Source organism: Mycobacterium sp., from assembly GCF_040509115.1.
Lineage (GTDB): Bacteria > Actinomycetota > Actinomycetes > Mycobacteriales > Mycobacteriaceae > Mycobacterium.
In genome coordinates, this window is record NZ_JBEVLO010000073.1 from 16,365 (window position 1) to 39,523 (window position 23,159).

At 65.1% G+C, this 23,159-nt stretch carries 20 protein-coding genes; 8 read left to right on the top strand and 12 right to left on the bottom strand.

From position 1 onward, the window contains the following. Positions 1 to 3: 3 nt before the first annotated feature. The 5 genes from ABW137_RS06025 to ABW137_RS06045 are packed head-to-tail and all read right to left on the bottom strand — an operon-like array spanning position 4 to position 5,426. Positions 4 to 1,335, bottom strand: coding sequence for an FAD-binding oxidoreductase (locus tag ABW137_RS06025; protein WP_526397903.1), 1,332 nt, complete (start codon positions 1,333 to 1,335; stop codon positions 4 to 6). Next, entirely contained in the window at positions 1,332 to 2,507 is a 1,176-nt protein-coding gene (locus ABW137_RS06030) for a substrate-binding domain-containing protein (protein ID WP_526397905.1), read from the bottom strand. Before ABW137_RS06030 ends, ABW137_RS06025 begins: the two co-directional genes overlap by 4 nt. Before the next feature lie 32 nt (positions 2,508 to 2,539). Further along, a complete protein-coding gene (locus tag ABW137_RS06035; protein ID WP_526397938.1) occupies positions 2,540 to 3,319 on the bottom strand; it encodes an ABC transporter permease in 780 nt (259 codons plus the stop codon). Between the two features lie 59 nt (positions 3,320 to 3,378). Then, the gene (locus tag ABW137_RS06040; RefSeq protein ID WP_526397907.1) at positions 3,379 to 4,149 is read right to left on the bottom strand and encodes an ABC transporter ATP-binding protein; all 771 of its coding nucleotides are present in this window, start codon (positions 4,147 to 4,149) and stop codon (positions 3,379 to 3,381) included. Then, positions 4,146 to 5,426, bottom strand: a complete 1,281-nt coding sequence (locus ABW137_RS06045; protein WP_526397908.1) for an amidohydrolase family protein — start codon at positions 5,424 to 5,426, stop codon at positions 4,146 to 4,148. Before ABW137_RS06045 ends, ABW137_RS06040 begins: the two co-directional genes overlap by 4 nt. A gap of 202 nt (positions 5,427 to 5,628) precedes the next feature. Between ABW137_RS06045 and ABW137_RS06050 the strand changes: the two genes are divergently transcribed. The 3 genes from ABW137_RS06050 to ABW137_RS06060 all read left to right on the top strand — a co-directional run bounded on the left by ABW137_RS06050 (position 5,629) and on the right by ABW137_RS06060 (position 8,568). Continuing rightward, positions 5,629 to 6,225: a helix-turn-helix domain-containing protein gene (locus ABW137_RS06050; protein WP_526397910.1), complete on the top strand. Its 597-nt coding sequence runs from the start codon at positions 5,629 to 5,631 to the stop codon at positions 6,223 to 6,225. 64 nt (positions 6,226 to 6,289) lie between these two features. Then, a complete protein-coding gene (locus ABW137_RS06055) occupies positions 6,290 to 7,255 on the top strand; it encodes a PDR/VanB family oxidoreductase (RefSeq protein ID WP_526397912.1) in 966 nt (321 codons plus the stop codon). Then, complete coding sequence (locus ABW137_RS06060; RefSeq protein WP_526397914.1) at positions 7,252 to 8,568, top strand: amidohydrolase family protein; 1,317 nt, start codon at positions 7,252 to 7,254, stop codon at positions 8,566 to 8,568. Before ABW137_RS06055 ends, ABW137_RS06060 begins: the two co-directional genes overlap by 4 nt. A gap of 134 nt (positions 8,569 to 8,702) precedes the next feature. Here ABW137_RS06060 and ABW137_RS06065 read toward each other — a convergent pair whose 3' ends face one another. Beyond that, positions 8,703 to 8,873, bottom strand: coding sequence for a hypothetical protein (locus tag ABW137_RS06065; RefSeq protein ID WP_526397916.1), 171 nt, complete (start codon positions 8,871 to 8,873; stop codon positions 8,703 to 8,705). A gap of 132 nt (positions 8,874 to 9,005) precedes the next feature. On the opposite strand from ABW137_RS06065, the gene ABW137_RS06070 reads away from it, so the two are divergent. The 3 genes from ABW137_RS06070 (at position 9,006) to ABW137_RS06080 (ending at position 10,861) form a co-directional block, all read left to right on the top strand. Then, positions 9,006 to 9,431, top strand: a complete 426-nt coding sequence (locus ABW137_RS06070; protein ID WP_526397918.1) for a nuclear transport factor 2 family protein — start codon at positions 9,006 to 9,008, stop codon at positions 9,429 to 9,431. Further along, positions 9,424 to 10,245 carry an NAD-dependent epimerase/dehydratase family protein gene (locus ABW137_RS06075; RefSeq protein WP_526397920.1) on the top strand — a complete coding sequence of 274 codons (822 nt, stop codon included), beginning with the start codon at positions 9,424 to 9,426 and terminating at the stop codon, positions 10,243 to 10,245. The genes ABW137_RS06070 and ABW137_RS06075 overlap by 8 nt, the downstream gene beginning before the upstream one ends. Before the next feature lie 184 nt (positions 10,246 to 10,429). Continuing rightward, positions 10,430 to 10,861 (top strand): hypothetical protein, encoded by a 432-nt coding sequence (locus tag ABW137_RS06080; protein ID WP_526397940.1) that lies wholly within the window; start codon positions 10,430 to 10,432, stop codon positions 10,859 to 10,861. 87 nt (positions 10,862 to 10,948) lie between these two features. On the opposite strand, the gene ABW137_RS06085 is transcribed toward ABW137_RS06080, so the two are convergent. The 6 genes from ABW137_RS06085 to ABW137_RS06110 all read right to left on the bottom strand — a co-directional run bounded on the left by ABW137_RS06085 (position 10,949) and on the right by ABW137_RS06110 (position 20,681). After that, positions 10,949 to 12,433: an aldehyde dehydrogenase gene (locus ABW137_RS06085; protein ID WP_526397921.1), complete on the bottom strand. Its 1,485-nt coding sequence runs from the start codon at positions 12,431 to 12,433 to the stop codon at positions 10,949 to 10,951. Next, positions 12,426 to 14,171: a phytoene desaturase family protein gene (locus tag ABW137_RS06090; RefSeq protein WP_526397923.1), complete on the bottom strand. Its 1,746-nt coding sequence runs from the start codon at positions 14,169 to 14,171 to the stop codon at positions 12,426 to 12,428. The genes ABW137_RS06085 and ABW137_RS06090 overlap by 8 nt, the downstream gene beginning before the upstream one ends. A gap of 2 nt (positions 14,172 to 14,173) precedes the next feature. Then, positions 14,174 to 14,521 carry a RedY/HapK family protein gene (locus ABW137_RS06095; RefSeq protein WP_526397925.1) on the bottom strand — a complete coding sequence of 116 codons (348 nt, stop codon included), beginning with the start codon at positions 14,519 to 14,521 and terminating at the stop codon, positions 14,174 to 14,176. Between the two features lie 136 nt (positions 14,522 to 14,657). Continuing rightward, positions 14,658 to 16,094 carry an aminobutyraldehyde dehydrogenase gene (locus ABW137_RS06100; RefSeq protein WP_526397927.1) on the bottom strand — a complete coding sequence of 479 codons (1,437 nt, stop codon included), beginning with the start codon at positions 16,092 to 16,094 and terminating at the stop codon, positions 14,658 to 14,660. Between the two features lie 9 nt (positions 16,095 to 16,103). Further along, positions 16,104 to 19,022, bottom strand: a complete 2,919-nt coding sequence (locus ABW137_RS06105) for an aminotransferase class III-fold pyridoxal phosphate-dependent enzyme (RefSeq protein WP_526397929.1) — start codon at positions 19,020 to 19,022, stop codon at positions 16,104 to 16,106. A 180-nt stretch (positions 19,023 to 19,202) separates the two neighbouring features. Next, positions 19,203 to 20,681: an amino acid permease gene (locus tag ABW137_RS06110; protein WP_526397931.1), complete on the bottom strand. Its 1,479-nt coding sequence runs from the start codon at positions 20,679 to 20,681 to the stop codon at positions 19,203 to 19,205. Positions 20,682 to 20,836: 155 nt separating this feature from the next. Here ABW137_RS06110 and ABW137_RS06115 point away from each other — a divergent pair, with 155 nt between their 5' ends. Then, positions 20,837 to 22,057 carry an RsbRD N-terminal domain-containing protein gene (locus ABW137_RS06115; RefSeq protein WP_526397933.1) on the top strand — a complete coding sequence of 407 codons (1,221 nt, stop codon included), beginning with the start codon at positions 20,837 to 20,839 and terminating at the stop codon, positions 22,055 to 22,057. A gap of 115 nt (positions 22,058 to 22,172) precedes the next feature. Continuing rightward, a complete protein-coding gene (locus ABW137_RS06120) occupies positions 22,173 to 22,910 on the top strand; it encodes an SDR family oxidoreductase (RefSeq protein ID WP_526397934.1) in 738 nt (245 codons plus the stop codon). The last annotated feature ends 249 nt before the right edge of the window (positions 22,911 to 23,159 follow it).

Sequence of the window (23,159 nt, forward strand, 5' to 3'; positions counted from 1 at the left end):
CCGTCACATCCACCTCCCCGGATTCAGCAGCCCCTTCGGGTCGGTGGTGGCGGCCAGCGCCCGTACCCGCTCGGCGTCGAGGTCGACGTACCACTGGTGCGGGGAGTGCACGCCCACGCCGAGTTCCTCGAGCGCGCGGACGCCGGCGATGACCTGCTCGGGGCTGCGGTAGATCCCGTTGAGCATCCCGAACATCATCCCGTGTCCGACTTCGAGGTGAAGCATGCCGCCTTCGTAGACCTGCTCGACCTCGTCGAGGCGGGTGACCAGTGCGTTGCCGCGGACCTCCATGTGAAACCACCTGTCCGGCTGCGCCTTCTGCAGCCACCACGTCGGGTGGTTGTAGGAGAGGGTGGACATCTTGACCGTCTCGGCGATCCCGTCGCGCACCGCCTCGATGCGGCCACCGCCGTCGACAAGCAGGTCGGTCGCCGCGTCGACCGCACGGGCGTCGACGATCCCCCTTACGCTTGCGCGACCGTGGACGAGCGCAGGGTCCTCAGGTAGTGCGTCGACGATCATCGGTCCGTCTGCGGACAGCAGCCGCGGTTTCGGCTCGACGGCCGACACGCGTAGCGCAGCTTCGAACGCATCGCGCTGCGAGTCGAAACTCGCGTAGAGGCAACGCCATTGCTGCAGCGGCTCCACCCGGACCGAGGCGCTGACGATGATCCCAGCCACTCCGTACGTGTGCACGAACGGCTGGGCCTCCTGGCCTTCGAGATGCACGACCTCCGCGTCCTCAGTCCCGTACACCACATCCAAGGCCTCGACGAAACCCTCGTGGTTGCGGCCGTGCACGATCGTCCCGGTGCCAGCCGAACCACCGCCAAGGAATCCGCCCAAGGTGGACTGCACCGTCGACGGATACATCCAGAGCTGGCTGCCGCGTCCCCATGCGGCTTGTTCGAGGTTGACCATTCGGGCGCCGGCCTGCGCAGTCACCGAACGATCTGTGATGGCGTTGATTTCGGTCAGTGACGTCATGTCGAGCACCAGACCGCCGAACCGCGGGATCACCTGCCCGTAGTTACCGGTGCCCTTCCCGCGGGTGGTGATCGGGACACCGCGGGCGATCGCGGCTCGGACGATGGCCGGAACGACGTCGACCGTCCGCGGATAGCAGACCAGGTCGGGCGTGCCAAGATCCTGCGCAGACAGGATCGGGCTCATCGTCGACCCGTCGCGGCCGGCGCGTTGCAGGGCACGGGGCAGCGTGCTGATGCCGCGCGGGCCGACGACGGCGAGCAGGTCGTCGGCGAGCGCCTCCACGTCGTCGGACCCGAAATCGGGCCGTCCCTCGCTGGTTCCGACCGCGACGACGGGGGCTGTCATGCGGGCAGACTCAACGAGGTGTCGATGAATCGGTTGGTGGCCACCGCCTCGGGCGTCAGGCCATCGGCGGGGGGCGTGCCCTGCTCGATGAAGATCGGCTTGGTCAGCGTCATGATGCGTTCCACCCGAGCAGGGTCGAAGTTGCCGATGGCGCCATCGGATCCGTTGCCGACCAACTTCAAGTCCTTCATGGTCTTGACGGCATAGTCGGCGTTGGCTTGGGAATAGACCCAACCGGTGTTGAACTGCTCGACCGCGTCGAGGATGACCTTGGTGGCTGCGTCCGGCGACGCGAGATAGTCGATGGCGCCGCGCTGCAGCACCGGCACCAGCTTCGCGAGGCAGGCGGCGTTCTTCTCCAGGTCGCCGGACCGCACCGACATCGCCGACTTGTAGCTGGGGAAGCCGACGTCGTGGATGAGCTGATACTTGATCGGCTTCTTCCAGCCCTCGACTTCGTCCTGATAGAGCTGCGGCTCCGAACTGGCGAAGCCCTGCTGGGCTGCCTTTCCGCCGTCGGCGACGAAGTTGGCCGGTGTCCCGTCGTAGCTGCCGTCGACCTGGTCCGGGGAGAGGATCCCCGAGCCGGTCAGATAGCTCATGTAGGCCGAGCCTTCGAAGTAGAGCACGCGCGCGTTGACGGGCTTGAGGTCCCCGATGCCCTTTACCTGAGGGTAGGTGGCGGGGTCCCACATGATCATCTGTGGGCTGATGTCGAGCGGCGCCATCACGGCCGTGGTCGGATTGGACTTCGAGTTCTGGATTGCCTGGTCGGTGTCGACGTAGCCGAGCAAGATCTCGGGGTCGGAGTACATCTGCGACGTCACGGTCTGGAAGCCGATCGCTGGTCCGCCAGCGCGGATTTCGATGTCGACGCCGGTGTACTTGCCACGGTCGAACAACGGGCCCACCGCGCGCTTGTTTTCTGCGTTGATCTTTGCGTCGGGGCCGAGCAGCTGGAACAGGTGGCCGTGCTCGGCCTCGGGGTTCCAGTCGGTCTGGACGACGATCTTGGCGGGACAGCTCTCCTTGAGGTTCACGGGCCCGATTTCCCCCGAGAACCCGGAGGCTTGCTCCTCACTGGAGCTGCAGGCCGCGGTCATTGCGAGAGTCGCAGCCAGTGCCGTGATCCCGGCGCTCTTGGACAGGCGACGCCAGTGGTGGTTGTTCATGGTTTCCCTTCAGCCATAGCGGAATTAGTGGATCAGGAGGGCTGATACCAGCGGCCGACGACCCGGTTGCCGAGCCAGCCGAAGAACCAGAAGACGGCCACGCCCAGCAGGGAGGCCAGAATGATCGAGGCGAACAATTCTGGTGATTGCAGCCGTGATCGGTAGTTGTCGATCAGGATTCCGATACCGGGATTGCCCTGCTTGAAGAAGAAGTCACCGACGATGGCGCCGACGACCGCCAGGCCGGCGGAGATGCGCAGCCCGGCGAAGATGGCGGGCATCGCGGCGGGGAACTCCAGCTTGCGCAGCACGGTGAGCCGGCTCGGGTGGTGCAGGGCGAAGAGGTCGCGCATCTGTCGATCGACGGATCGGAACCCGAACAGGGTGTTGGACACGATCGGAAACAGGGCAATCAGCACGCAGACGAAAATCCGCGCGGTGAAACCGAATCCGAACCAAAACCCTACCAACGGCACCAGCGCCAGAATCGGGATGCACTGCAGCACGACGGCGTACGGGAAGAGGGCGTTCTCCACGATGGTGGATTGCGACATGAGGACGGCCCAGACAATGCCGATGACCGCAGCGAGGGCGAGGCCGGTCAGCGCGACGCTCGCTGTCCTGCCCAGGGCCTCCCACATGTCCGGCGCAGCGTCTCCAAACACGCCGTCGATGATCACCAGGTGTGGCGGCGGCATGAGGAAACGGCGACCGGGGTCGAGGAACGCGTAGCTGACCAGATACCAGAGTCCCATGACGAGAAGCAGGATCACGATGGGTGCAACGACGCCGACGATCTTGCGAGACGTCATGCGGGGCTTGGCGGGTAGGGTCCCGGACGTCTCGGCGGTCGGCGTGGGGGCGGTGGTGGTCACGAATGGGCCTCCCTCAGTGAACGCGAGATGCGGCCGGCGATTTCGCCGAACTCCGGCTCGAAGCGCAGGTCCGGAGGGCGGGGATACGGGAACGGAACCTCGATCTCGTCGACGATGGTGCCGGGGCGTCCGGACATCACCAACACTCTGCTGGACAGGAAGGTCGCCTCGGATACGGAGTGGGTGATGAACAGTCCGGCGAAGGCCTTGACGGCGAACAACTCGTTGAGTTCGACACCCAACCGTTCGCGGGTGATCTCGTCGAGCGCGGCGAACGGTTCGTCGAAGAGGAACAGGTCGGGGTCCAGCGTCAGCGACCGGGCCAGCGACACGCGCATGCGCATCCCGCCGGAGAGCATGTGCGGCAGGTGCTTCTCGAATCCGTTGAGTCCCACCGTCGACAGCGCCGCCGCGACCCGCTCCTTGCGCTCGACGGGCGTGACGCCGTCGAGCTCCCCGAAGAGCGCCACGTTGTCCTCGACGGAGCGCCACGGCAGCAGGGTGGCGTCCTGAAAGACGTATCCGATGCGTTCTGCGCCGCATTGCATGTAGCCGCCGGTGACCTTCTCGAGTCCGGCGGCCAGCCGTAGCAGCGTCGACTTACCGCATCCGGATGGCCCGACGACGCTGACGAATTCGCCTTCGCGGACCGTGAAGCTGACGTCATGGAGCGCGTGGGTGCCGTCCGGGTAGGTAAGGTCGGCGTGCTCGAAGCCGACGAGCTGGCCCCCGAGCGTCGACGTGGTCTTGGGATTTGGCGAAGTCATGATGCCTCCACGGCGCAGAGCGAGGGTGACGGGTGGAAAACGGGTGAGGGCACGGCAGTCCAGCTGGTGGTCTCGGTACGTGCGACGGGCGCTCCGTTGACGATCACTACCCGATCTGCCGGGGCGGTGGCGATGACCTCGATGAGGTCGGACCCGCGCACGGCGAGGAAGTCGGCCCTGGCCCCGACCCGTGCGCCTGCGGGTTCGATGCCCAGCGCTGCTCGCGCGGAGTCTGTAACGAGATCAACTGCAGCAGTCGGCGTTTGATGCGCCGCGGTGACGAGGAGCGACGCGGTCTCCAGCGGGTCGGCGCGCCCGACTGGGTTGAAGGGATCGCGAATGTTGTCGGCGCCGGCGGCCACCAGCACGCCGGCATCGCGCAGGGCGTCGATGGCGGTAATGCCGCGGCGCCCGGCGGAGGGACCGTGCCTGCCCTGCAGGTACAGATTGGTGATGGGTAGCGCGATCACCGAGACCGAGGCGCGGGCCAGCGACTCGGCGACTCGCAGGAGGTCTTCGGGTGGCAACGTCGACAGCCTGCTGCAGTGTCCCGCCCGGCGGATGCGGTCAGCAGGCCAGTCGGCGACGCGGTCGGCGTAGGCCTCGATGGTGAGGTGATCGCCATCGAGGAATTCGTCGATGTGCAGATCGGCTCCGACGCCGTACTTTTCGGCCACGTCGAGCAGCGTGGCCAGTTCCGCGAGGGGGTCATCGGCGATGTGTGGGGCGCCACCTACGAGGTCGGCTCCGGCGTCGAGCGCTGCTTCGAGCCGCGCCGTGGGAGTGTTCGGAGGCGCGAGCGCGGCGATCTGGATCGTCATCACTTCACGCAGGTGGTCGCGGACGTCGGCGAGGGCATGGATGGCGCGCAGCGGATCGCCGTTGGAGAGCACGTCGACATGGGTGGCGACGGCGGTGATCCCATTGCGCAACATCGCTTCCGCGGCGGCGAGGCCGCGGCGCCGGAACGACTCCTCGTCGAGCCGGGTGCTGCCCGCACGCCACGAGGTGATTGCTTCGGTCAGGTCACCAAGGGGCGGTTTGAGAACCGCCGCAGACAGCGCTTTGTCCAGGTGGGCGTGCGGCTCGGCGGCCGCCGTGGTCAGAACGAATCCTCGGAGATCGAGCCAGTCGTCGGCTTCGCGGTCCCGTGCGTGCGCACGGATGTCGCACACTCGCGTCACGCCATCGGCATCCGCAGACAGCTCGATGTCGACGGTTGATCCGTCGGGTAGCGAGCCCGTGATACCTCTCGCAGGTTGTAGCGGTGCCTGCATGGGTGAACTCCATGGTGGTCGGTTGCGTGCGCTTCGTTGCGCCTGAAGTGGTTCCGTCGTGGCTGGGATCGGCGGACTGCTTGTTCGAGTAATGTGTTGACCACGTCAACATCATTGAAACCGGTGCACTGTTGCAGTTCGGTTAATTGAGGCTTCGGGCGTGTAACCATCCGCCCGGCCCGGAGCGGGAGGGAGTGTGGACTTGGCACTCGATCAACCGGATGCCGCGCAGGTGTCACTGGGTGCCGAGATTCGCCGGCGCCGCAAGGAGAGCGGCCTGACACTGACGAATCTTGCTGCTCAGGCGCGTATCTCGCATCCCTTCCTCTCACAGCTGGAGCGGGGATACGCCCGACCAAGCATGACGACGCTGGAGCGAATCGCGACCGCGCTGGACACCTCGCAGGTGAGCCTGATGTTGGCCGCGAAGCCCGCGGATGTCGGGGGCGACGTCACGCCAGTGCCGGACGGCGCTCACCTCGTCCGCTCGGACGAGGGGGCCACCCTGCCTCAGGAGGGTGACGAGGTCGGCTACGCGCGCCTGCTGGTGGGGGAGAACGTGTCGTTCTATCCGCAGGAGCAGGTCCTTGGCAGGCGGGAGTACGCCGACTACTTTCAGCACGAGCAGGACGAGTGGGTATACGTCGTCGCCGGCGAGATCGAGGTCGACCTCTCCGATGGCAACTTCGTCGGATTGCGCGCAGGCGACAGCCTTTATTATGCTGGCAACATCCCTCACCGGTGGCGGCTTGTCGGTCCCGATATCGCGAAAGTGATTGTGGTTCAAGCGTCCCAGTAGAGATGTGGTTCTCGTGGCTGGGAACCGGCGGAGGTCACGCGTTGCACCTATCAGGAGATCTCCGATGTCATTGGCAGCGACCGAAATCGCCGGCGCAATCCCCGTCTACGTGGCGTCGAGGCGGTCTATCGCCGATCGCGTTGACGAGTTCGTCCTGGCCCCGGCTAGCGATCGACCCCTGCCCACGTGGTCGGCGGGGTCCCACATCGACCTCAAGACCCCAGCCGGACCGGTTCGGCAGTACTCACTGTGCTCTTCACCCGACGACGTGCAAACCTACCGCATCGCCGTCGAGCGCAGAACGGACAGCCGCGGGGGATCGGTGTCTGCCCACGACGACCTCGCCGTCGACGACGCGACCTGGATCAGTCCGCCGCGCAACCACTTTGCTCTCACGCGCGCCCTCGGGTATGTCTTCGTCGCGGGCGGGATCGGGATCACGCCCATCATGTCCCTCGTCGCCGAGGCAGAACGGGCCGGCCGGCCGTGGCGGCTGGTCTACACCGGGCGGACGCGCGCCGAGATGGCCTTCGCCGAGCAGCTCGTGGCAGGCCATCCCGACCGCGTGTCGATCCACGAGTCGCGCCGGTCGGGGCGCCTGAACCTCGCCGACGAGCTGGCCGAATTGGCCAGGGGCACTGCCGTCTACACCTGCGGACCACCCGCGATGCTCGACGCGGTGGCCAACGCGTGTGCGCCTCAGATCGCAGTGGACTCGTTCACCGAACGTTTCACTGCAACAGTCTCTTCCGGCGCACCCAGCCTGGAATTCGAGGTATCCCTGGCGTTGTCGGGGCTCACCGTGACCGTGCCAGAAGACCGCACCATCCTCGACGTGCTCGATGCTTGCGGAGTCGTCGCGCCCGCGTCGTGTCGCGAGGGGATGTGCGGTACCTGTGAGACCGGCGTGGTGAGCGGCGAGGTCGATCACCGCGACGCGGTCCTCTCGCCGGAGGAACGATCCGAGAATGAATCGATGATGATCTGCGTATCACGCTGCACCAGCGGACGGTTGGTGCTCGAGCTGTGAGCGCGACCGTCCTCGTCGGTGCCCGGTCGGTGATGATCGACGCCGACACGGCCACCGGCAGTTCCGTGGTCATCGAGAATGGCCGGGTTTCCGGGGGGCCGCCGCCTGCCGGCGCCGAGGTGGTCGACGTCTCCGGGTGTGTGGTGACGCCGGGCCTGGTGAACGCTCATCACCATCTTCTGCAGAGCGCCTTTCGGTCCGGACCGGGCACGCAATTCATTCCCATGGGCGACTGGCTGGCGAGGATGTCGCAGCGTTACCGGAAGATGCGCGTCGACCCGGAGTTGACCGCGGCCGCGGCGGCGGTGGGTCTAGCGGAATCCCTGCTGTGTGGCGTCACGACCGTGGCCGATCACCACCTGACGTGGCCACCTGATGAAGACCCGGTGGCCTTGGCAGGAGCGACGATTGGCGTGGCCCGCCGACTTGGCGCCCGGTTGGCGTTCGTTCGCGGTACCGCGGGAGACTCACCCGACGCTGCGGCGCTGTCGGTGGCGGACATCCTTGCAAGGCACCTCCCCGACGCGCGCGGGGGCGTCTCGGCGGACGGAATGATCCAGCTGGCGGTCGGGCCGGCAGGCGTCCACTCCGACGGTCCCGACATGTTCGCAGCGCTCGCCGAGGTTGCCGAGCGATTGAGTCTTCGCCGCCGAACTCAGGCAGGAGAACAGATCGACGTTCAGTTGGCCGCCGAGCGATACGGTCGACGACCCCTCGATCTCCTCGCCGAATGGGGTTGGCTCGGCGATGACGTCACGGTCGCCCACCTGTGTGCCATCACCGACGCAGAGATCGCCCTGGTCGGCGAGTCCGGTACCACGGTGACGCACGCCCCCGGTTGTGACGTTCCCATGGGTTGGGGCGTGGCCCGTGTTGCCGCGCTTCGAGCGGCAGGCGCGCGAGTGGGCTTGGGGACGAGCGGTGGGGGCAGCAATGACGCCGGACACCTGCTCGCCGACGCACGCTTGGCGATGCAGGTGTCCGGCCTCATCGGCGAACCCGTTCCGGCGCGTGAATTCCTGGGCATTGCGACGGAGGGATCGGCAGCGGGACTGGGTCGGCCCGAGCTTGGGCATCTGCGCGACGGCGCCGCGGCCGACGTGTGCGTCTGGGACTGCTCTGATGTGTTCGACGCCGGCGCGCCGGAGGCGCTCGATGGCTTGCTCTGGGCCGCGCCAGGGCGCCGTCCACGCGATGTGATGGTAGGCGGCCGCTGGGTGGTTCGAGACGGTGCGTTGCTCAGTGCGGACTCGAGGCAGTTGGCGGCAGAGCTCAATTCGATGTTGAGGCTGCGGGCCGGGACGACGACGTAACACCCTCCTGCACGTCCACGAGGATGAGGGTGGTGCGTTGCCGCCGGACGTCACGTGACGCCTGGTTGTCAGTGCCGTCCGTCCGCGCTCGGCGTTCGCCCGTCGCGATCTGTAGATGCAGATCGTCCGGCACGTCAGCATCGCCACGGCCTCGAGATATGCCGGGCCCACATCGACGGCACGAACGACGAGTCGCCAATACAGCGGCGCCGCACGGAGATCCACCGCGAGATCCTTGTCGACAGCCGCGAATAACCCCGCTCGGCGAGTTCGTCGAGGACGGCCTGGGTGATGGCCGCGGTCATCTCCGGTCGTAGTACGGCAGCCCCGCTCGGCACCCGAGATCATGCCGTCGTCACAGGTAATGGACGATACGGTACCGTCCCGTGATATCGTGGATGGACGGTACCGTACCGTCCCTATCGAAGGAGGCATCGATGAATCCCCGCGAGCTCGTCGAGCACGCTCTCGAACTGCTGCTGGTGAAGGACATGGCGGCCTTCGCCGGCCTGTGGGCCGAGGATGGCATTCTCGAATTTCCGTTCGCCGCCCCCGGCTATCCGCCCCGACTCGACGGCCGCGCCGCGGTCGCGGACTACTTGCGGGGGTACCCGGACGTCCTGGACGTCCGCGAGATCCCGGCGAAGATGCTGCACCAGACTGATGATCCCGACGTCGTGATAGCCGAATTCGAGGCAGCCGGGATCGTCGTCGCGACGGGACAGCCCTACACGATGCGCTACATCGCAGTCATCACGGTGCGCGACGGCGAGATTGCGCGATACCGCGATTACTGGAGCCCGTTGGCTGCTACCGAAGCCATGGGCGGCGCCGAACAACTCCTAGACGGTGCGCATGACTGAGGTCCTCGTGCTGGGAGGCACCGGCACCACCGGCAGTCGCGTCGCCGCCGTTCTGGCCAAACGGGGTATTCCGCAACGTCAGGCGACCCGCACCCCGAGGGCGTCGGGCCACGTCCGGTTCGACTGGGACGACCGCGCTACGCAACGGGACGCGCTTCGGGGCGTAACGGCCATCTACTTGATCGCTCCGATCGGCGTGGCCGACCCGGTGCCGTTCGTTGAACCGTTCTTGGAAGAAGCGCTCCGGCAGGGTGTTCGGCGGGTCGTGCAACTCAGCTCGTCGGCACTCGCGGAAGGAGCGCCCGGCCTGGGAGCCGTGCACCATCTGGTCCGGTCGATGATGCCGGAATGGACGGTGTTGCGGCCGTCGTGGTTCATGCAGAACTTCACTGGCGACCACCTCGTCGCCCGTGGTGTGCGTGATGGCGAGATCGTCACCGCCACCGGCGACGGACGGGTGGCGTTCGTCGACGCCTTCGATATCGCCGCCGTCGCAGGCCACGCACTCGTCGACGATGACCCGCACAACGACGAATACATCCTGACCGGGCCCGACACATTGAGTTATGGCGATGCCGCCGCGCTCATCACACAACAAATTGGACGGCCTGTCCGGCATCGCTCCGTCTCGGCTGACGAATACGCCGAACGCATAGCAGCACAGGGCATTCCAACCGAGTTCGCCGCAGTGCTCGCCGCCCTCGACGTCGAGATCCGGGCGGGCAGCGAAGATCGCGTCACCGACGCCGTCGAACGCGTCACGGGACGCCCTGCCCGCAGCTTTCGCACCTTCGTCGCAGACGAGATCGGATAGCCGCGACCGAGCCAGGTCCGCTTCGTCGATGACCTGCTCAAGATCGACGTCGTGACCGCATTGGTCACTACGGTCTGGATCGTGTCCGATTCCCCTCCGCGGTGCCGACCGGCTCGACACTGTATGCCACCGACATCGTCGATGCCGTCGATGCGATCACCGACAGCCAACAGATAAAAGCAACATCGTCGTTCATCGGGAAGACTTCGACGAAGATGGTCAGCGCCCGGGGCCAGCAAGTCCACCAGGCGAATTCAGGAACGGACAGGACCCGACGGGCCCGCTCCTGCCCGGCCCTTTCACACTGGTTGGCGCGCCGCTCACGGACGAGCTCCCCGCTGGTGAGGTTCGAGTCCGCACGTGGTACGTCTCGCCCGATCCGACGAATCGCGTGTGGTTCTTCTGCGATTCCTATCTGCTGCCCCTCGCAGTGGGTGACGTCATCCGCGGCGCGGCGCTGGGAAGCGTTGAGGAGGCGGACAACGAGCGTTCTCGCCAGGTCAGCTCGTCCAGGAGCTTTGGGGTGGAGGAACCTACCGACGGCGCTCGGCCGATTGTTCGACGGATCCAACACGGGCAAGCTGATCGTGCGGCTGTCGTGACATCTGTGATGTAGGAGGAGGCCTTGCCTGCGCCGACCGCGCATGTGCCACGGAGGCAATGAAATTGGCGTGATAGCTGTTTCTCGTAGGCCCGCGTGTTCTCAGGACCGTATGACGAATGGATCCTGTATCGACTCCTCAGAGGTGTTTATCCAGACGCTCTTGACTTGAGTGAACTCGTCGAGAGCGGAAGGTCCGTTCTCGATGCCGATGCCGCTTTGCTTGTAACCGGCGCGGGGGGACAACGGCGACATCGCCCGGTAGGTGTTCACCCACACCGTGCCTGCCTGTAGGACGTCGGCCATCCGGTGGGCGCGGCTGAGGTCGCGAGTCCACACCCCGGCCGCGAGCCCGAACTGGCTGTCGTTGGCCAATTGAACGACCTCATCCTCGGTGCGAAACCTCAAGGCGGCCATGACCGGTCCAAAGATCTCCTCCTGGCACAGCGTCTGGCTGTTCGCGAGGCCGGTGAAGATGGTCGGCTCGTAGAACCAGCCGCCACCACCGTCGGGCACCCGTGCGCCACCACAGACGAGCTGTCCACCGTCATCGATACCCTGCTCGACGTAACGCTCCACCTTCCGCAGCTGATCCACGGTGGCGAGGGGGCCCATTTCGGTTGCATCGTCGAGCGGGTCCCCGATCGTCATTCTCTTCACTCGGTCAACGACTTTCGCCAACACCTCGTCGTAGATCTCGTCATGCAGGAACACCCGAGACCCGGCCACGCAGCTCTGACCGCCTGCGGCAAAGATCCCAGCAACGATCCCGGTCGCAGCGTTCTCGAGATCAGCGTCAGCGAAGACGATGTTGGGGGATTTGCCACCCAGTTCCAATGACACCGTGGCGAGACGGCTCCCGGCGTCCCGCGCGATGCCTCGACCCGTTGCAGTGCTGCCGGTAAAGGCGACTTTGGCGACACCGGCGTGCTCGACCAACGGGGCCCCGGCTCGTGTTCCGTCGCCCGTCACGACGTTCACGACACCGGCCGGAAAGCCAGCTTCGTCGATCAACTCAGCCAAGCCGAGTATCGAAGCAGACGCGTGTTCCGACGGCTTGAGCACGACGGTGTTGCCTGCGGCCAAGGCCGGACCGATCTTGGTCGCAGCGAGCAACAGTGGTGAGTTCCACGGCGTAATCGCGCCAACTACCCCCAGTGGTTCGCGGCGTGTGTAGTTGAGGATGGCTGGGTCAAGACTATTGAGCAGTTGCCCGTTGACCTTGTCCGCCAGCCCGCCGAAGTAATAGAAGTAGTCCGGAAGGGCGCGCACCTGGCCGCGCATCTCTCGCAAGAGCTTGCCGTTGTCCGAAGTTTCCTTCCACGCAAGGGAATCCGCGTGTTGGTCGATCAAGTCACCCAGGCGCCGCAGCAGCTTCCCCCGGGACGTGGGGGTTGCCCGTGCCCACGGTCCGCGGGTGAACGCTTCGTGCGCAGCCTGCACCGCGCGGGCGATGTCGTTCCTGTCGCCCTGGGCGGCTTCGTACCAAGGTTGACCGGTGGCCGGGTTGTAGCTGGGGAAGTATTCCCCGGACGACGGTGGCTGCCACTTGCCCCCGATGTAATGGTCGTAACGCTGATCAGTCATTGGCGGCGCGCCTGGACTGTAGTGAGGAGCTGCGGGTGAAGACCTTGACCACCTGCCGGAGCGCCGGCTGCCGCGCTACCCGGTAGCCGACCTCCTTGCCGAGCTTGGTGCTCATGACACGGTCGGGCAGGGTGCGGTGAGAGGCGCCGTTGATGGGTGGCACCCGGTTGGTCACCCGGCCGTCGAGATCGTCGATCACGACCTTGGCCGCGTTGTGCCCGCTTGCGCCCATGACACCGCCGCCGGGGTGTGTTCCGGAACCGCAGAGGTAATACCCCTTTACCGGAGTGCGGTAGTCGGACAGCGACGGCGTCGGGCGGTTGGAGAAGAGTTGGTCGAGGAACATCGCCCCGTGGAAGATGTTTCCCCCGGTGAGGTTGTATTCGCGGTCCCAATCCAGAGGTGTCAGGACCACCCGGTCGAGGATGTGTCCGCGCAGATTGGGCGCGTAGCGGAAGACTGTCTCCAGGACGGCGTCGGCAAATCTGTCCCGTTCGTCATCCCACGTCGTGCCGGACAGTTCGTAGGGCAACTGGAGGACTCCGAGCGTCATGGTGTGCTTCCCGGGCGGCGCCAGGGAGGGGTCGGTGGCGGACTGAATCATCGCCTCGACGACGAATTCGTCGGGCAACACACCGCGTCGCTGCGCCTCCCAGGCTCGCTCGAACGTCTCAACCGAGGCGTTCATGATCTGCTGAGCCTCGTGCTGTGGTCCCCGCCCCTTCGGGAAGCCGGTGTACTCGGGTAGTTCGTCGATCAACAGGTGAATGCGGGCCATGGAACCGCGGAAGTCCACCTGGCGGACTTCCTGCTCAACCGCGGGAGTCAATGTCTTGCTCGGCAACAAGTTCAACAGTGATCGCGACGGGTCGGCATTCGAGAGCACCACCGTGGCCTCGATGGTTTCGCCCGAGGCAAGTCGTACTCCGGTGGCGCGGCCGCGGGTCACCAGCACCTCGTCCACCGGGGAGTTGACCCGGACCACGGCGCCGTAGTGCGCGGCGGACTTGGCGAGGGCCTTGGTAATGCTGCCCATCCCACCCTTGACCAATCCCCACTGGCCGAGGTGGCCTTTGAACTCACCGACCGAGTGGTGTCCGTATACACAAGCCGTCCCGGGGGTTGATGGGCCGCCCCAAATCGACACCATCCCAAAGAAGGTCATCAGACCCTTGATGTTGTCCGATTCGAAGTATCGGTCGAGCAGGTCCTTGATGGAGGACAAGACGAACTCGTCGAACAGCCCCGAAGCTCCAGCCCGCTCGAAGGCTTCCAGCACCTCGGATCGTCCGGTCGGGGGCCGCATGAGGAACGGGGTGATGATCGAGGCGAACTGTTTGATGCGAAGACCGAACTGCAGGAACGACTTTGCATCATTCTTGCTGAACTTCTCGAACTCCTTCACTGTTCGGTCCATGTCCCGCCACAAGAACATGTGGCTGCCGTCCGGAAAGAGACCGACTTCCAGCGCCTCATTCTGATACATCTGCAGTCCGAACTCCTCCAGCTCGAGATCGGTCAGGATCTCGGGGCGGAGCAGACCTGCGATGAAGGCGGCCGACGACCAGCTTGCGCCAGGGATGAGTTCCTCCGTGACGCAGGCGCCACCGACGACGTCGCGCGCCTCGAGAACGAGCACGCGTCGACCCGAGCGCGCAAGATAGCCCGCTGCGATCAATCCGTTGTGGCCGGCGCCAATGACGATCGCGTCATAGGTCTGTTGGGCAGTTGTTGACATGACTACTGTGCCTTTGTGATTGGAGTGACGAAGGAGGATCGGACGGAGCCGGGCTCGACGAGATCGTCGAAGCCCGACATGACGGGTCGTAGTGAGGGATCGTTGTCGCGGATCTCGAGCCACGCGTCCCAATCCGTGACTTCGAACATTTCCACGATGTCCGCGTCGAGCGCTTCGGCGGTTGCCCCGCCGACCACATAGGCGTCGAACCGCTTGACCACGTCGGTGTGCGCCAAGCACAGCGGTTGATCAACCTGGGCGGAGAACTCCGCGAACCGTTGCGGTGAGATTCCTGCTCGCAGGCGAAACGCGTTGACCACTAGGGTGCGGCCCTCGGCGGAATGAGGCACGGGTGCCCTCCTTCAAGCGGTGGGTGGATGTCGGTGGGTGGATGTCGGTGGGTGTATGTCGGTGGGTGTATGTCGGTAGGTGTAGGTCTAGGTATGCGGTTGTCCGAGTGGGGACTTCACGTGGCCGAGGGTGGGCTCAGCCCTCCGCGAGGTTGATCATCACGTGCTTGATCTCGGTGTATCCCTCGAGGCTGTACATGGACATGTCATTTCCGTAGCCCGACTGCTTGAAGCCGCCGTGAGGCATCTCCCCGACGATCGGTCCGTGCTCGTTGACCCAGATCGTTCCGAACTGCAACCGCCGGGCCGCTCTCATGGAGCGCGACACGCTAGAGGTGAACACCGACGAGGCCAGGCCGTAGTCGATGTCGTTGGCCAGCGCGAAGGCCTCGGCTTCATCGGAGAACGGAGTCGTGGTGACGACCGGCCCGAAGACTTCGCGTTGCACGATCTCGGATTGCTGCGGAGCGTTGACGATCAGCGTCGGCTCGTACCAGAAGCCGGGGCCGTCGGCGGGGCCGCCGACGACCAGCTCGCCGGCGCCCGACGCGACGGCGCGGTCGACGAATCCGGCAATGCGGTCGCGATGGTCGGCCGTGATGACAGGGCCCATCTCGGTGGTGGGCAGATTGGGGTCGCCCATCACCACGTTGCCGACGGCCTTGGCAAGCTCGTCGTTGAAGTCCTTCTGAATGGAGGTGTGGACGTAGACGCGGGAGGCCGCCATGCAGTCCTGACCCGAGTTGCCGTACCCGGCCTCGACGATCTTGCGAATCGCCAAGTCGACGTCCGCGTCCTCGAACACCAGCACCGGCGCCTTCCCGCCGAGTTCCAGATGCAGGCGCTTGAGATTGGCACTGCCCGCCACAGCCACTCGTTTGCCGGTGGCAGTGTCGCCGGTCAGCGACGTGACGCGGACGAGAGGATGGGTGGTGAGTGCCTCGCCGACCGTGTTGCCGTCGCCGGCGACCACGTTGAACACCCCGGTCGGGAACAGGTCGGCGGCCAACTCGGCGAGCTTCAACGCAGTCAGCGGTGTCTGTTCACTCGGCTTGAGCACCAGCGTGTTGCCGGTGACCAACGGGGGACCGATCTTCCAGGTCGCCGTCACTAGCGGAAAGTTCCACGGTGCGATGTTGCCGGCGACACCCAGCGGGTCGCGTCGCAGGAAGCTGGTGTGCGTGCGGGAATACTCCCCGGCGGCTTTGCCTTCCAGAACCCTGGCCGCGCCAGCGAAGAAGCGGAAGTTGTCGACGGCGAACTCGACCTCCCCGCGTGCGATGTGCAGCGGTTTGCCCACATTTGCGGACTCCAGCTCGGCGAATTCCTCGGCGTGCGCCTCCAAGCGATCGGCCAGTTTCAGCAGTGCCTGCGCGCGCTCCCCGGGCGGGGTCTCGGCCCAATCGAGGAACGCCACGTCGGCGGCGGCTACCGCCTCGTTCACGTCGTCTTTGGTGCCTGCAGGCACTGTGGCGATGACCTCACCCGTCGCGGGGTTGAGAATGTCGTCGGTGGCTCCTGTCGACGATTCAGTTGGCGAGCCGGCAATGAACATGGGCAAGTGAGTGGTCACGGATACTCCTTAGTCTCGTCGATTGAGTTCGCGCAGGGATAGCACGTCATCGAGCACGTCGACGTAGACATCGACGTGCTCCCTGCTGAAGGTCATGGGCGGTTTGATCTTCAGAATGTTCTCGTGGGTGCCGGCCGGAAACGTCACGACGCCGCGGTCTTTGGCGAGGTCTGACACCAGGAATGCTTCACGGCGCGCGGGTTCCTTGGTGGCCCGGTCGCGGACGAGTTCGACCCCGAGGTACAGGCCCCGGCCGCGGACGTCACCCACCAGAGGTTGTCGCTTCTGGAGCTGGCGTAGCGCGGTGGCGAAATGGGTTCCAACCTCGACGGCCCTCTCGCGGAGGTGATCGCCCTCGACGATGTCGAGGACCGCCTCACCGATCGCACACGACACCGGGTTACCCCCGAAGGTGCTGAAGAACTTCATTCCCGTGTCGAATGCTGCTGCGATCTCTTTAGTGGTGACTAGCGCGCCGAGGGGATGCCCACCCCCGAGCGGCTTGCCCATCGTGACGATGTCCGGTACGACGCCTTGAGCTTCGAAACCCCACCAGGGGCCGAGGCGGCCGACACCGACCTGCACCTCGTCGGAGATGCACAACGCGCCCGCCTGTCGCGCGGCGGCATAGACGCCCTGCAGGTAACCGTCGGGAAAGACGATGGTTCCGGCGCCGCCCATCAGTGATTCTCCGATGAACGCCGCGGGTCGTCGCCCGTCCGCGTCGATGCGTTCGATGACCGCGGCGGCATCGGCGGCGTACTTCGGACCTGCCTGCGGGTCGTCATACCCGTATGGGCCTCGATACCGGTCCGGCATGCGCACTTCGTGCGTCGTGGGAGGAGCACCGTGCCCTCCGGGTCCCTTGTAACGGTTCGGGCTGATGCCGGTGAGGACGCTGGTAGCGCCGTGATAGGCACCGTCGATGTTGACGATGTGTTTGCGCCCGGTGACTTGACGCACGATCCGCATTGCAAGATCGTTCGCCTCGCTTCCCGAGTTCACCAGGAAGACAACCTCCAACGGGTCGGGAAGGGTGGCCGCCAACTTTTCGGCGTATGTGGCGATCTGCGGATACATGAATCGGCTGTTGGTGTTGAGCTTCTTCAGTTGGCGCGTGGCGGCTGCGGTGATTCGTGGGTTTGCGTGCCCGACGTGGGCGACGTTGTTCAACGAATCGAGATACGCCATGCCGTCCTCATCCAGCAGCCACACGTCTCGCCCCCGCACGAGATTCATCGGCCGTGTGAAGTATGAGCGTTGTGAGCTTGGAATTAGTCGTGATCGCACGGCCACGACGTCATCGATCGTGAGTGTGGGAGCCTCGACGAGGCGATCGTGTAGCCCCGGCATCGGATCAGCGGACAGCTGTTGCCAGGTTGCTCGTTGAGAGGGACGGATTCGCCGAGGTGCCGGCCATGCCGCAATCTCTGTCGATGTCAGGAGCTGGACCTGGAATCCGGTTCCGAAGCCGGGTTCAACCGGCTCGTGACTCACCATTCCCAGGGTGGCACCAGCCGTGAGTTCGTCTCCAATATCGTTGACCGACAGGATATTCCACCACGACGTGTAGATTTCGATGCCTTCCACCAGGTGCCGCAACACCAGAGGTTGGGCCCCGTCGCCCACTCGAATCACCGTGCCGGGAATGGGGACGGTAACCGGCGTGCCTCCAGCCAGGAGCGCCGTGCTGCCAAGGCGCACCGTCGCCGGCTCACTGAGCCCTTCCGCGCGTCTGCCCGACCACACCAGCGACGCATCGAGGTGACCCATCACGCCCACGGCTCCGCGCAGACGTTGCTGCACGACCGAAATGACCTCATCCGGGTTGATCCAGTCGATGTCGTCATACAGATCGGACGCGGGCCGTGCATCCAGGTACACCGCATTGCCGAATGACACGGCAAGCGCGCGGCCAACCTCGTCTGCTGCGGCACCGTGGCGGGCAGGTAGCCCACACACCGCGCGGAACGCAGCTTCGGCGAAGGCGGGTGGGGTCTCGGTCATCTGACGGATGGTCGGCCAGACATGCTGAGATCGGCTGCGGCCGTACTCGGATCCAGATTCAGCTATCCGCCGATGCCACGTCACGGCGTTGAGGCACAAGCGTGCCGCAGCCAGTGGGTAGATGACCGCCATTTCCTCGGCGGTTAGTGGCACTACCGAATGAAAACCGGCAACCACTTCCGCGGCGGCGCGCAACGGGTCGGCCTTCCGTAGCATCGCATAGCCCGCCGCGATGGCGACTTCGACGGCGCGAACGCTGAACATGGCGTCGCCGACGTCCACGACGCCCGTGACGTGCAGGACGCCGGCGTCATCCGGTCCGACGAGGACGTTGGCGTCGTTGAGGTCGTGGTGGACGACGCAGTGCGGCAGATTCGCCAGCCCCGGTTCGATGTCGTCGAACCAGTGCATGATCTGTCGAACGTGCGCCGCGTCGGCTTGGGCATCGACGAATTCGATTGACTTGGCGATCAATTCGCGCACTCGGAGGACGTCCCAGTCGTGACCGGCAAGCCCGGTAGGACGGCCCAACCCCGACAATCCCAAGCTGACCCGGCCCGCGGTCTCGCCTACTTCGCGCAGAAGGTGGATCGGATGGTGATCGAAGGTTACGAGCGGTTGACCGGGAAGCCACGTCATCACGCGAACGATGAAGGGGACGCCCTCGTACTGCAACCCGACCTGCTGTTCACCTGCCTCCGTGTGGATGACGCGGGGTACCGACAGATCGGGAACGGTCAGGGCAAGATGGCCAAGAAGTGCGTTCTGCCAGGCTACGTCTGCGGATGCAGTGTCGGCCTGAGTGACCCGCGCGAAGAACGTGCGGCCCTCCTCATCGCCGACACGGAAGTTCTGATCGATCTCGCCGCCGAGTGGCTCGAGCGCCGCGACCGTCACGCCGAAGTGGCGTCGCAGGGTCACGACTAGAACGCGATCGGGAAGCCGTTTCGCGGCGGTGGTCCCTGTGCCGCTATCGGTAACCGACGTCATCGGATGGTCCTTTCAGGTGGCCGACCGACCCACCGTGGGGCGGGCGGGCGGGGAGCGCGGCGCCGGCTGGGATCTCCGTCGGGCGGTGACACCGCGTCGTGCGCGGATCGGCTAGACGGAGGCGTCGTTGAGTAGGCGCGAATACCTTTGCGGGGCCGCGCGACGCAAGATCAGAGCCCATACGACACCTCCAAGGAGGGAGCCGAATACAAGGCTGACCAGAAGAATGGCGAGCCAGCCGTCGGTGCCCAACAGCACGTCCACGCTCGACAGGGCGAAGTAGAGAATCGGCAGCAAACCCGCGATACCCAGTAGGGGTGCGATCACGGTGTTCCAGATCCGCTTGTCCCTATCGCTTCGCCGGAAGAAGACGAAGATTGCGACGCTGGCCACCACTTGAAGCAAGATGATCGCCATCGCACCAATCCCCGTCATCCACGTGAACAACGTCGTGTACGGATCAAGATTGGCCACGGCGAAGATCGCGACGACGACGCCCACCAGGCCGGTCTGTGCCGCGCACGCCACATGCGGCGATTGGCGTTGGGCGTGTGTCCGGCCCAGCACCGCTGGTAGCGCTCCTTCGCGCGCCAGCGAGTACAGATAGCGAGCGACGTTGTTGTGGAAGGTCAGTAGTGCCGCGAACATGCTGGTGATGATCAGCACGTGAATGGCTGCGGTGAACGCACCCGGCAGCACCGACTCGCTGACGGCGAAGATGAGAGATCCGGACTGTTCTTGAGCCACCGCTACCGCATTGTCGACGCCCAGTCCGTTCACGATGAGCCAGGCGGTCACGGCGTAGAAGACGCCCATGAAGATGACGGCGACGTAGGTGGCGCGCGGCACCGTCGTCTTGGGGTTTCGCGCCTCCTCGCCATAGATCGCACTGCCCTCGAACCCGATGTAGGAGGCATGCGCGAATATCAATGCCACGCCGACCGCACCGGCGAAAACGGTTGACGGCGCGAATGGTTGAAAGGAGAAGTGAGTCAGCGGCGTCGGTGAACGCAACACGATCGCGACGTCGAGGACGAGCACCACGGCGGTCTCGAGCGTCAGTAGCACCCCGAGCACGCGGGCACCGGAGTGAATTCGGTTCACCCCGAGGAGTAGGCAAATGAGCATGAAGCCGAACGAGAAGATCCACCACGGCACTTGCATGCCCGCCCAGTCGGCTACCAGTTCATGACTGTAGTAGCCAATACCGCCGTAGAGCCCGAGTTGAATGGCGTTGTATCCGAACACCGCTAGCGATCCAGCGCCAAGGCCGGCCGGTCGGCCGAGGCCGAGCGTGACGTAGGAATAGAAGGCGCCTGCGTTCGTCACGTGCCTGCTCATTGCGACATAACCGACGGCGAAGACGAGGAGAACGAGGGCGACCGCCAAGAATGCCCCGGCGATGCCGATTCCGTTCCCGCTGCCGATGATGAGCGGGTACAGAGCAATGACCACGGTCAGCGGGGCGGCTGCGGCGACGACGAAGAATACGATTCCGGCGGTGCCGATGCTGTTGCGGCTCAGCCCTTCTCGTGCGCTCGGGGTGCGTTCGTCGGGTTCGGTCGAGTCGGCTATGGGTGGAGTTGCCATGTGGCGCTCATCTCTCTGCTGGGGCGATCTCCCCATCGAAACACCGGCCTGCCGCCCCTTCAATGGACGCATTACTTGGCTTTGATGGGTCAAAATGTGCATGTGCACACTCTCCGGCGTTCAGGTGATGGATACTTCGAGGGATGTGTGCGCACGTGCCGCCTGACTCGGTAGGGCTTCGCCCCGAAGGGGCGGTGCGGTCGATTGCCCGGTTGCTGCTCGCCGACCGGCTAGACGAGTTGGCCCGCACGGCTCAGGAGCGGCTCGATCGAGCGGAACCGGCGTACGCCGCCATGGCGGAGACCACCCCTGGGCAAAAACTTGCGGGGATGCGCAAGACGCTAGAGCTGGCGCTGACGCGACTGGCTGGTGAGCCAATCCCGCGGGCCTTGGCGCGCGTCACCGAGGACGTTGGGCGCCAGCGCGCCGAACAGGGCGTGCCGCTGACGGCTGTCGTGCACTCTTTTCAGTTCGATCTTCGCGTCATCTGGGAGGCGATCATCGACGTCGGCCGATCGAAGGGGCTGTCCGACGATCCCGCGTTCCTCGACGGCTTGCTCTTGGCATGGGAGGCGATCAATTCCAACAATGTCGAGGTCGTAGATGCATACCGGCGTCGAGAGGCTGACCTGGACAGCCACCGGGTGGAGGTCCGCAACAGGGCTTTCGAGCGTCTGATTCTGGAGGGGGATCAAGACGGCGCGTCCGTCGCTGAGGCGTCGGCGGTCCTCGGTCTACCAAGAGAGGGACGATTCCTCGTACTGGTCGCCGATGGTGTGCCGACGCAGAACCTGGCCCTGGCACGTTGCACGATGGCTCTTCAGAGGGTGTCGCTGCTGTTCCATTTCGGCTATCTGGGAGACGAGCTGCTCGGGATCGTCAACCTCGCCCGTCACTCCTCCGATGCCGTGCATGAAATGCTCGAGCCGTTCGGAGCCTGGCGTAGCGGCACCGCCGAGATCGACCACCTCGCAAGGGCGGCGCTCGGAGTTCGCTTGGCCCGTGCCGTGATACGAAGCAACGCAGACGTGGGCCTGCGCCGACTTCAGGCGAATTGGATCGGTTCGGTCATGGGTGGCAATGAGGAGTTGACCGGGTTGATGGCCAGAGAGGTGCTAACTCCCATCCTGCGGATTCGGGAGCGGGAGAGCGTGTTGGTGACGCTGGAGTCGTTTCTGCAGTCGGGCTCGGTCGCCGATGTGGCCGAGCGCAGTTATCGACACCGCAACACCATCCGAAAACGGTTGCAGGCGGTGGAGGCGGCCACCGGCCTCGACATGTCCATACCGGCACACGTCACTTTGATCACGATGGCAGTCGAGTGGTTGAAATCGCCCTCCGGGAGGGAGTTCTCGAAGTCGATACCCGGTGCGTGAGACCCGATCGCCGGACATCAAACGTCACAACATCAAACGTCACAACGAGGAGAACTCCGCCGGAAGACACCGCTCAACTTCGACCGGAGCGGCCATTGGAAAGGACAATCAGGGGATGTCGAAAACCGTGATCGTCACCGGCGCCGGAAGCGGCCTCGGTCGCGCCGCCGTGCAGGTGTTGCTGGAGGCCGGGCATCGTGTGGTGCTGGCTGGCCGCCGACCGGATGCGTTGGTGGAGTCCGCTGCAGGACATCCGCTAGCGCGTGTCGTCCCGACCGACGTCACCGATGCGGGTTCGGTGCGGTCCTTGTTCGCCGAGTCCGTATCGGCGTTTGGGCGGGTGGACGTGCTGTTCAACAACGCTGGGGTGTTCGGGCCGTCGGCGGCGGTAGACGAGATCGACGACGACGCGTGGCACGAGACGTGGCGCACCAACGTCGATGGCGCGGTGTTCTGTGCGCGGGAGGCGGTTCGGGTGATGTCGAATCAGCTGCCGTGCGGTGGACGCATCATCAACAACGGTTCCTTGTCGGCCCACCGGCCTCGGCCACGCAGCGTGGCCTACACGGTCACCAAGCATGCGATCAGCGGGTTGACGGCATCCATGCTGCTGGACTTGCGTGACGTCGACATCTGCGTGACGCAGATCGACATTGGCAATGCCGCTACCGCGATGACCGCGGGGTTCGGCGCGGAGGCGTTGCAGGCCAACGGAACTATGGCTGCAGAGCCGACCTTCGATGCGGTGCACGTGGCACGGTCGCTGGCGTACCTGGTTGAGTTACCGCTGGAGGTCTCGGTGCCGTCGCTGACCATCATGGCGCGTGGGATGCCCTTCTTCGGTCGCGGATGAGCGACATCGCTCTAATGGCTGGCCTCGGTGTGGCCGACTGTGACGACGGGCTGCGCCGAACCCTCCTCGGGTGTCGGTTGGTGATTGTGGTTCACGAGGGTTGGGGTGTAGTCGTCGGCATCGGTTGAGTAGGCGGGCTGATCCGACGCGCGCCGAGTGCCCGACGGCATTCGGGAGCCGGCCGCGCCGCAGGGTAATTGGCCGGTTCCGGTCATCGCGCACGACGGCCGGGGTCAAACGCAGTGAATT

Bases quoted from the DNA above. Each gene is read 5' to 3' on its own strand.
- ABW137_RS06090 (WP_526397923.1), bottom strand. From the start codon at position 14,171: ATGTCAACAACTGCCCAACAGACCTATGACGCGATCGTCATTGGCGCC.
- ABW137_RS06085 (WP_526397921.1), bottom strand. From the start codon at position 12,433: ATGACTGATCAGCGTTACGACCATTACATCGGGGGCAAGTGGCAGCCA.
- ABW137_RS06075 (WP_526397920.1), top strand. From the start codon at position 9,424: ATGACTGAGGTCCTCGTGCTGGGAGGCACCGGCACCACCGGCAGTCGC.
- ABW137_RS06055 (WP_526397912.1), top strand. From the start codon at position 6,290: ATGTCATTGGCAGCGACCGAAATCGCCGGCGCAATCCCCGTCTACGTG.
- ABW137_RS06030 (WP_526397905.1), bottom strand. From the start codon at position 2,507: ATGAACAACCACCACTGGCGTCGCCTGTCCAAGAGCGCCGGGATCACG.
- ABW137_RS06120 (WP_526397934.1), top strand. From the start codon at position 22,173: ATGTCGAAAACCGTGATCGTCACCGGCGCCGGAAGCGGCCTCGGTCGC.
- ABW137_RS06025 (WP_526397903.1), bottom strand. From the start codon at position 1,335: ATGACAGCCCCCGTCGTCGCGGTCGGAACCAGCGAGGGACGGCCCGAT.
- ABW137_RS06065 (WP_526397916.1), bottom strand. From the start codon at position 8,873: ATGACCGCGGCCATCACCCAGGCCGTCCTCGACGAACTCGCCGAGCGG.
- ABW137_RS06110 (WP_526397931.1), bottom strand. From the start codon at position 20,681: ATGGCAACTCCACCCATAGCCGACTCGACCGAACCCGACGAACGCACC.
- ABW137_RS06040 (WP_526397907.1), bottom strand. From the start codon at position 4,149: ATGACTTCGCCAAATCCCAAGACCACGTCGACGCTCGGGGGCCAGCTC.
- ABW137_RS06045 (WP_526397908.1), bottom strand. From the start codon at position 5,426: ATGCAGGCACCGCTACAACCTGCGAGAGGTATCACGGGCTCGCTACCC.
- ABW137_RS06035 (WP_526397938.1), bottom strand. From the start codon at position 3,319: ATGACGTCTCGCAAGATCGTCGGCGTCGTTGCACCCATCGTGATCCTG.
- ABW137_RS06070 (WP_526397918.1), top strand. From the start codon at position 9,006: ATGAATCCCCGCGAGCTCGTCGAGCACGCTCTCGAACTGCTGCTGGTG.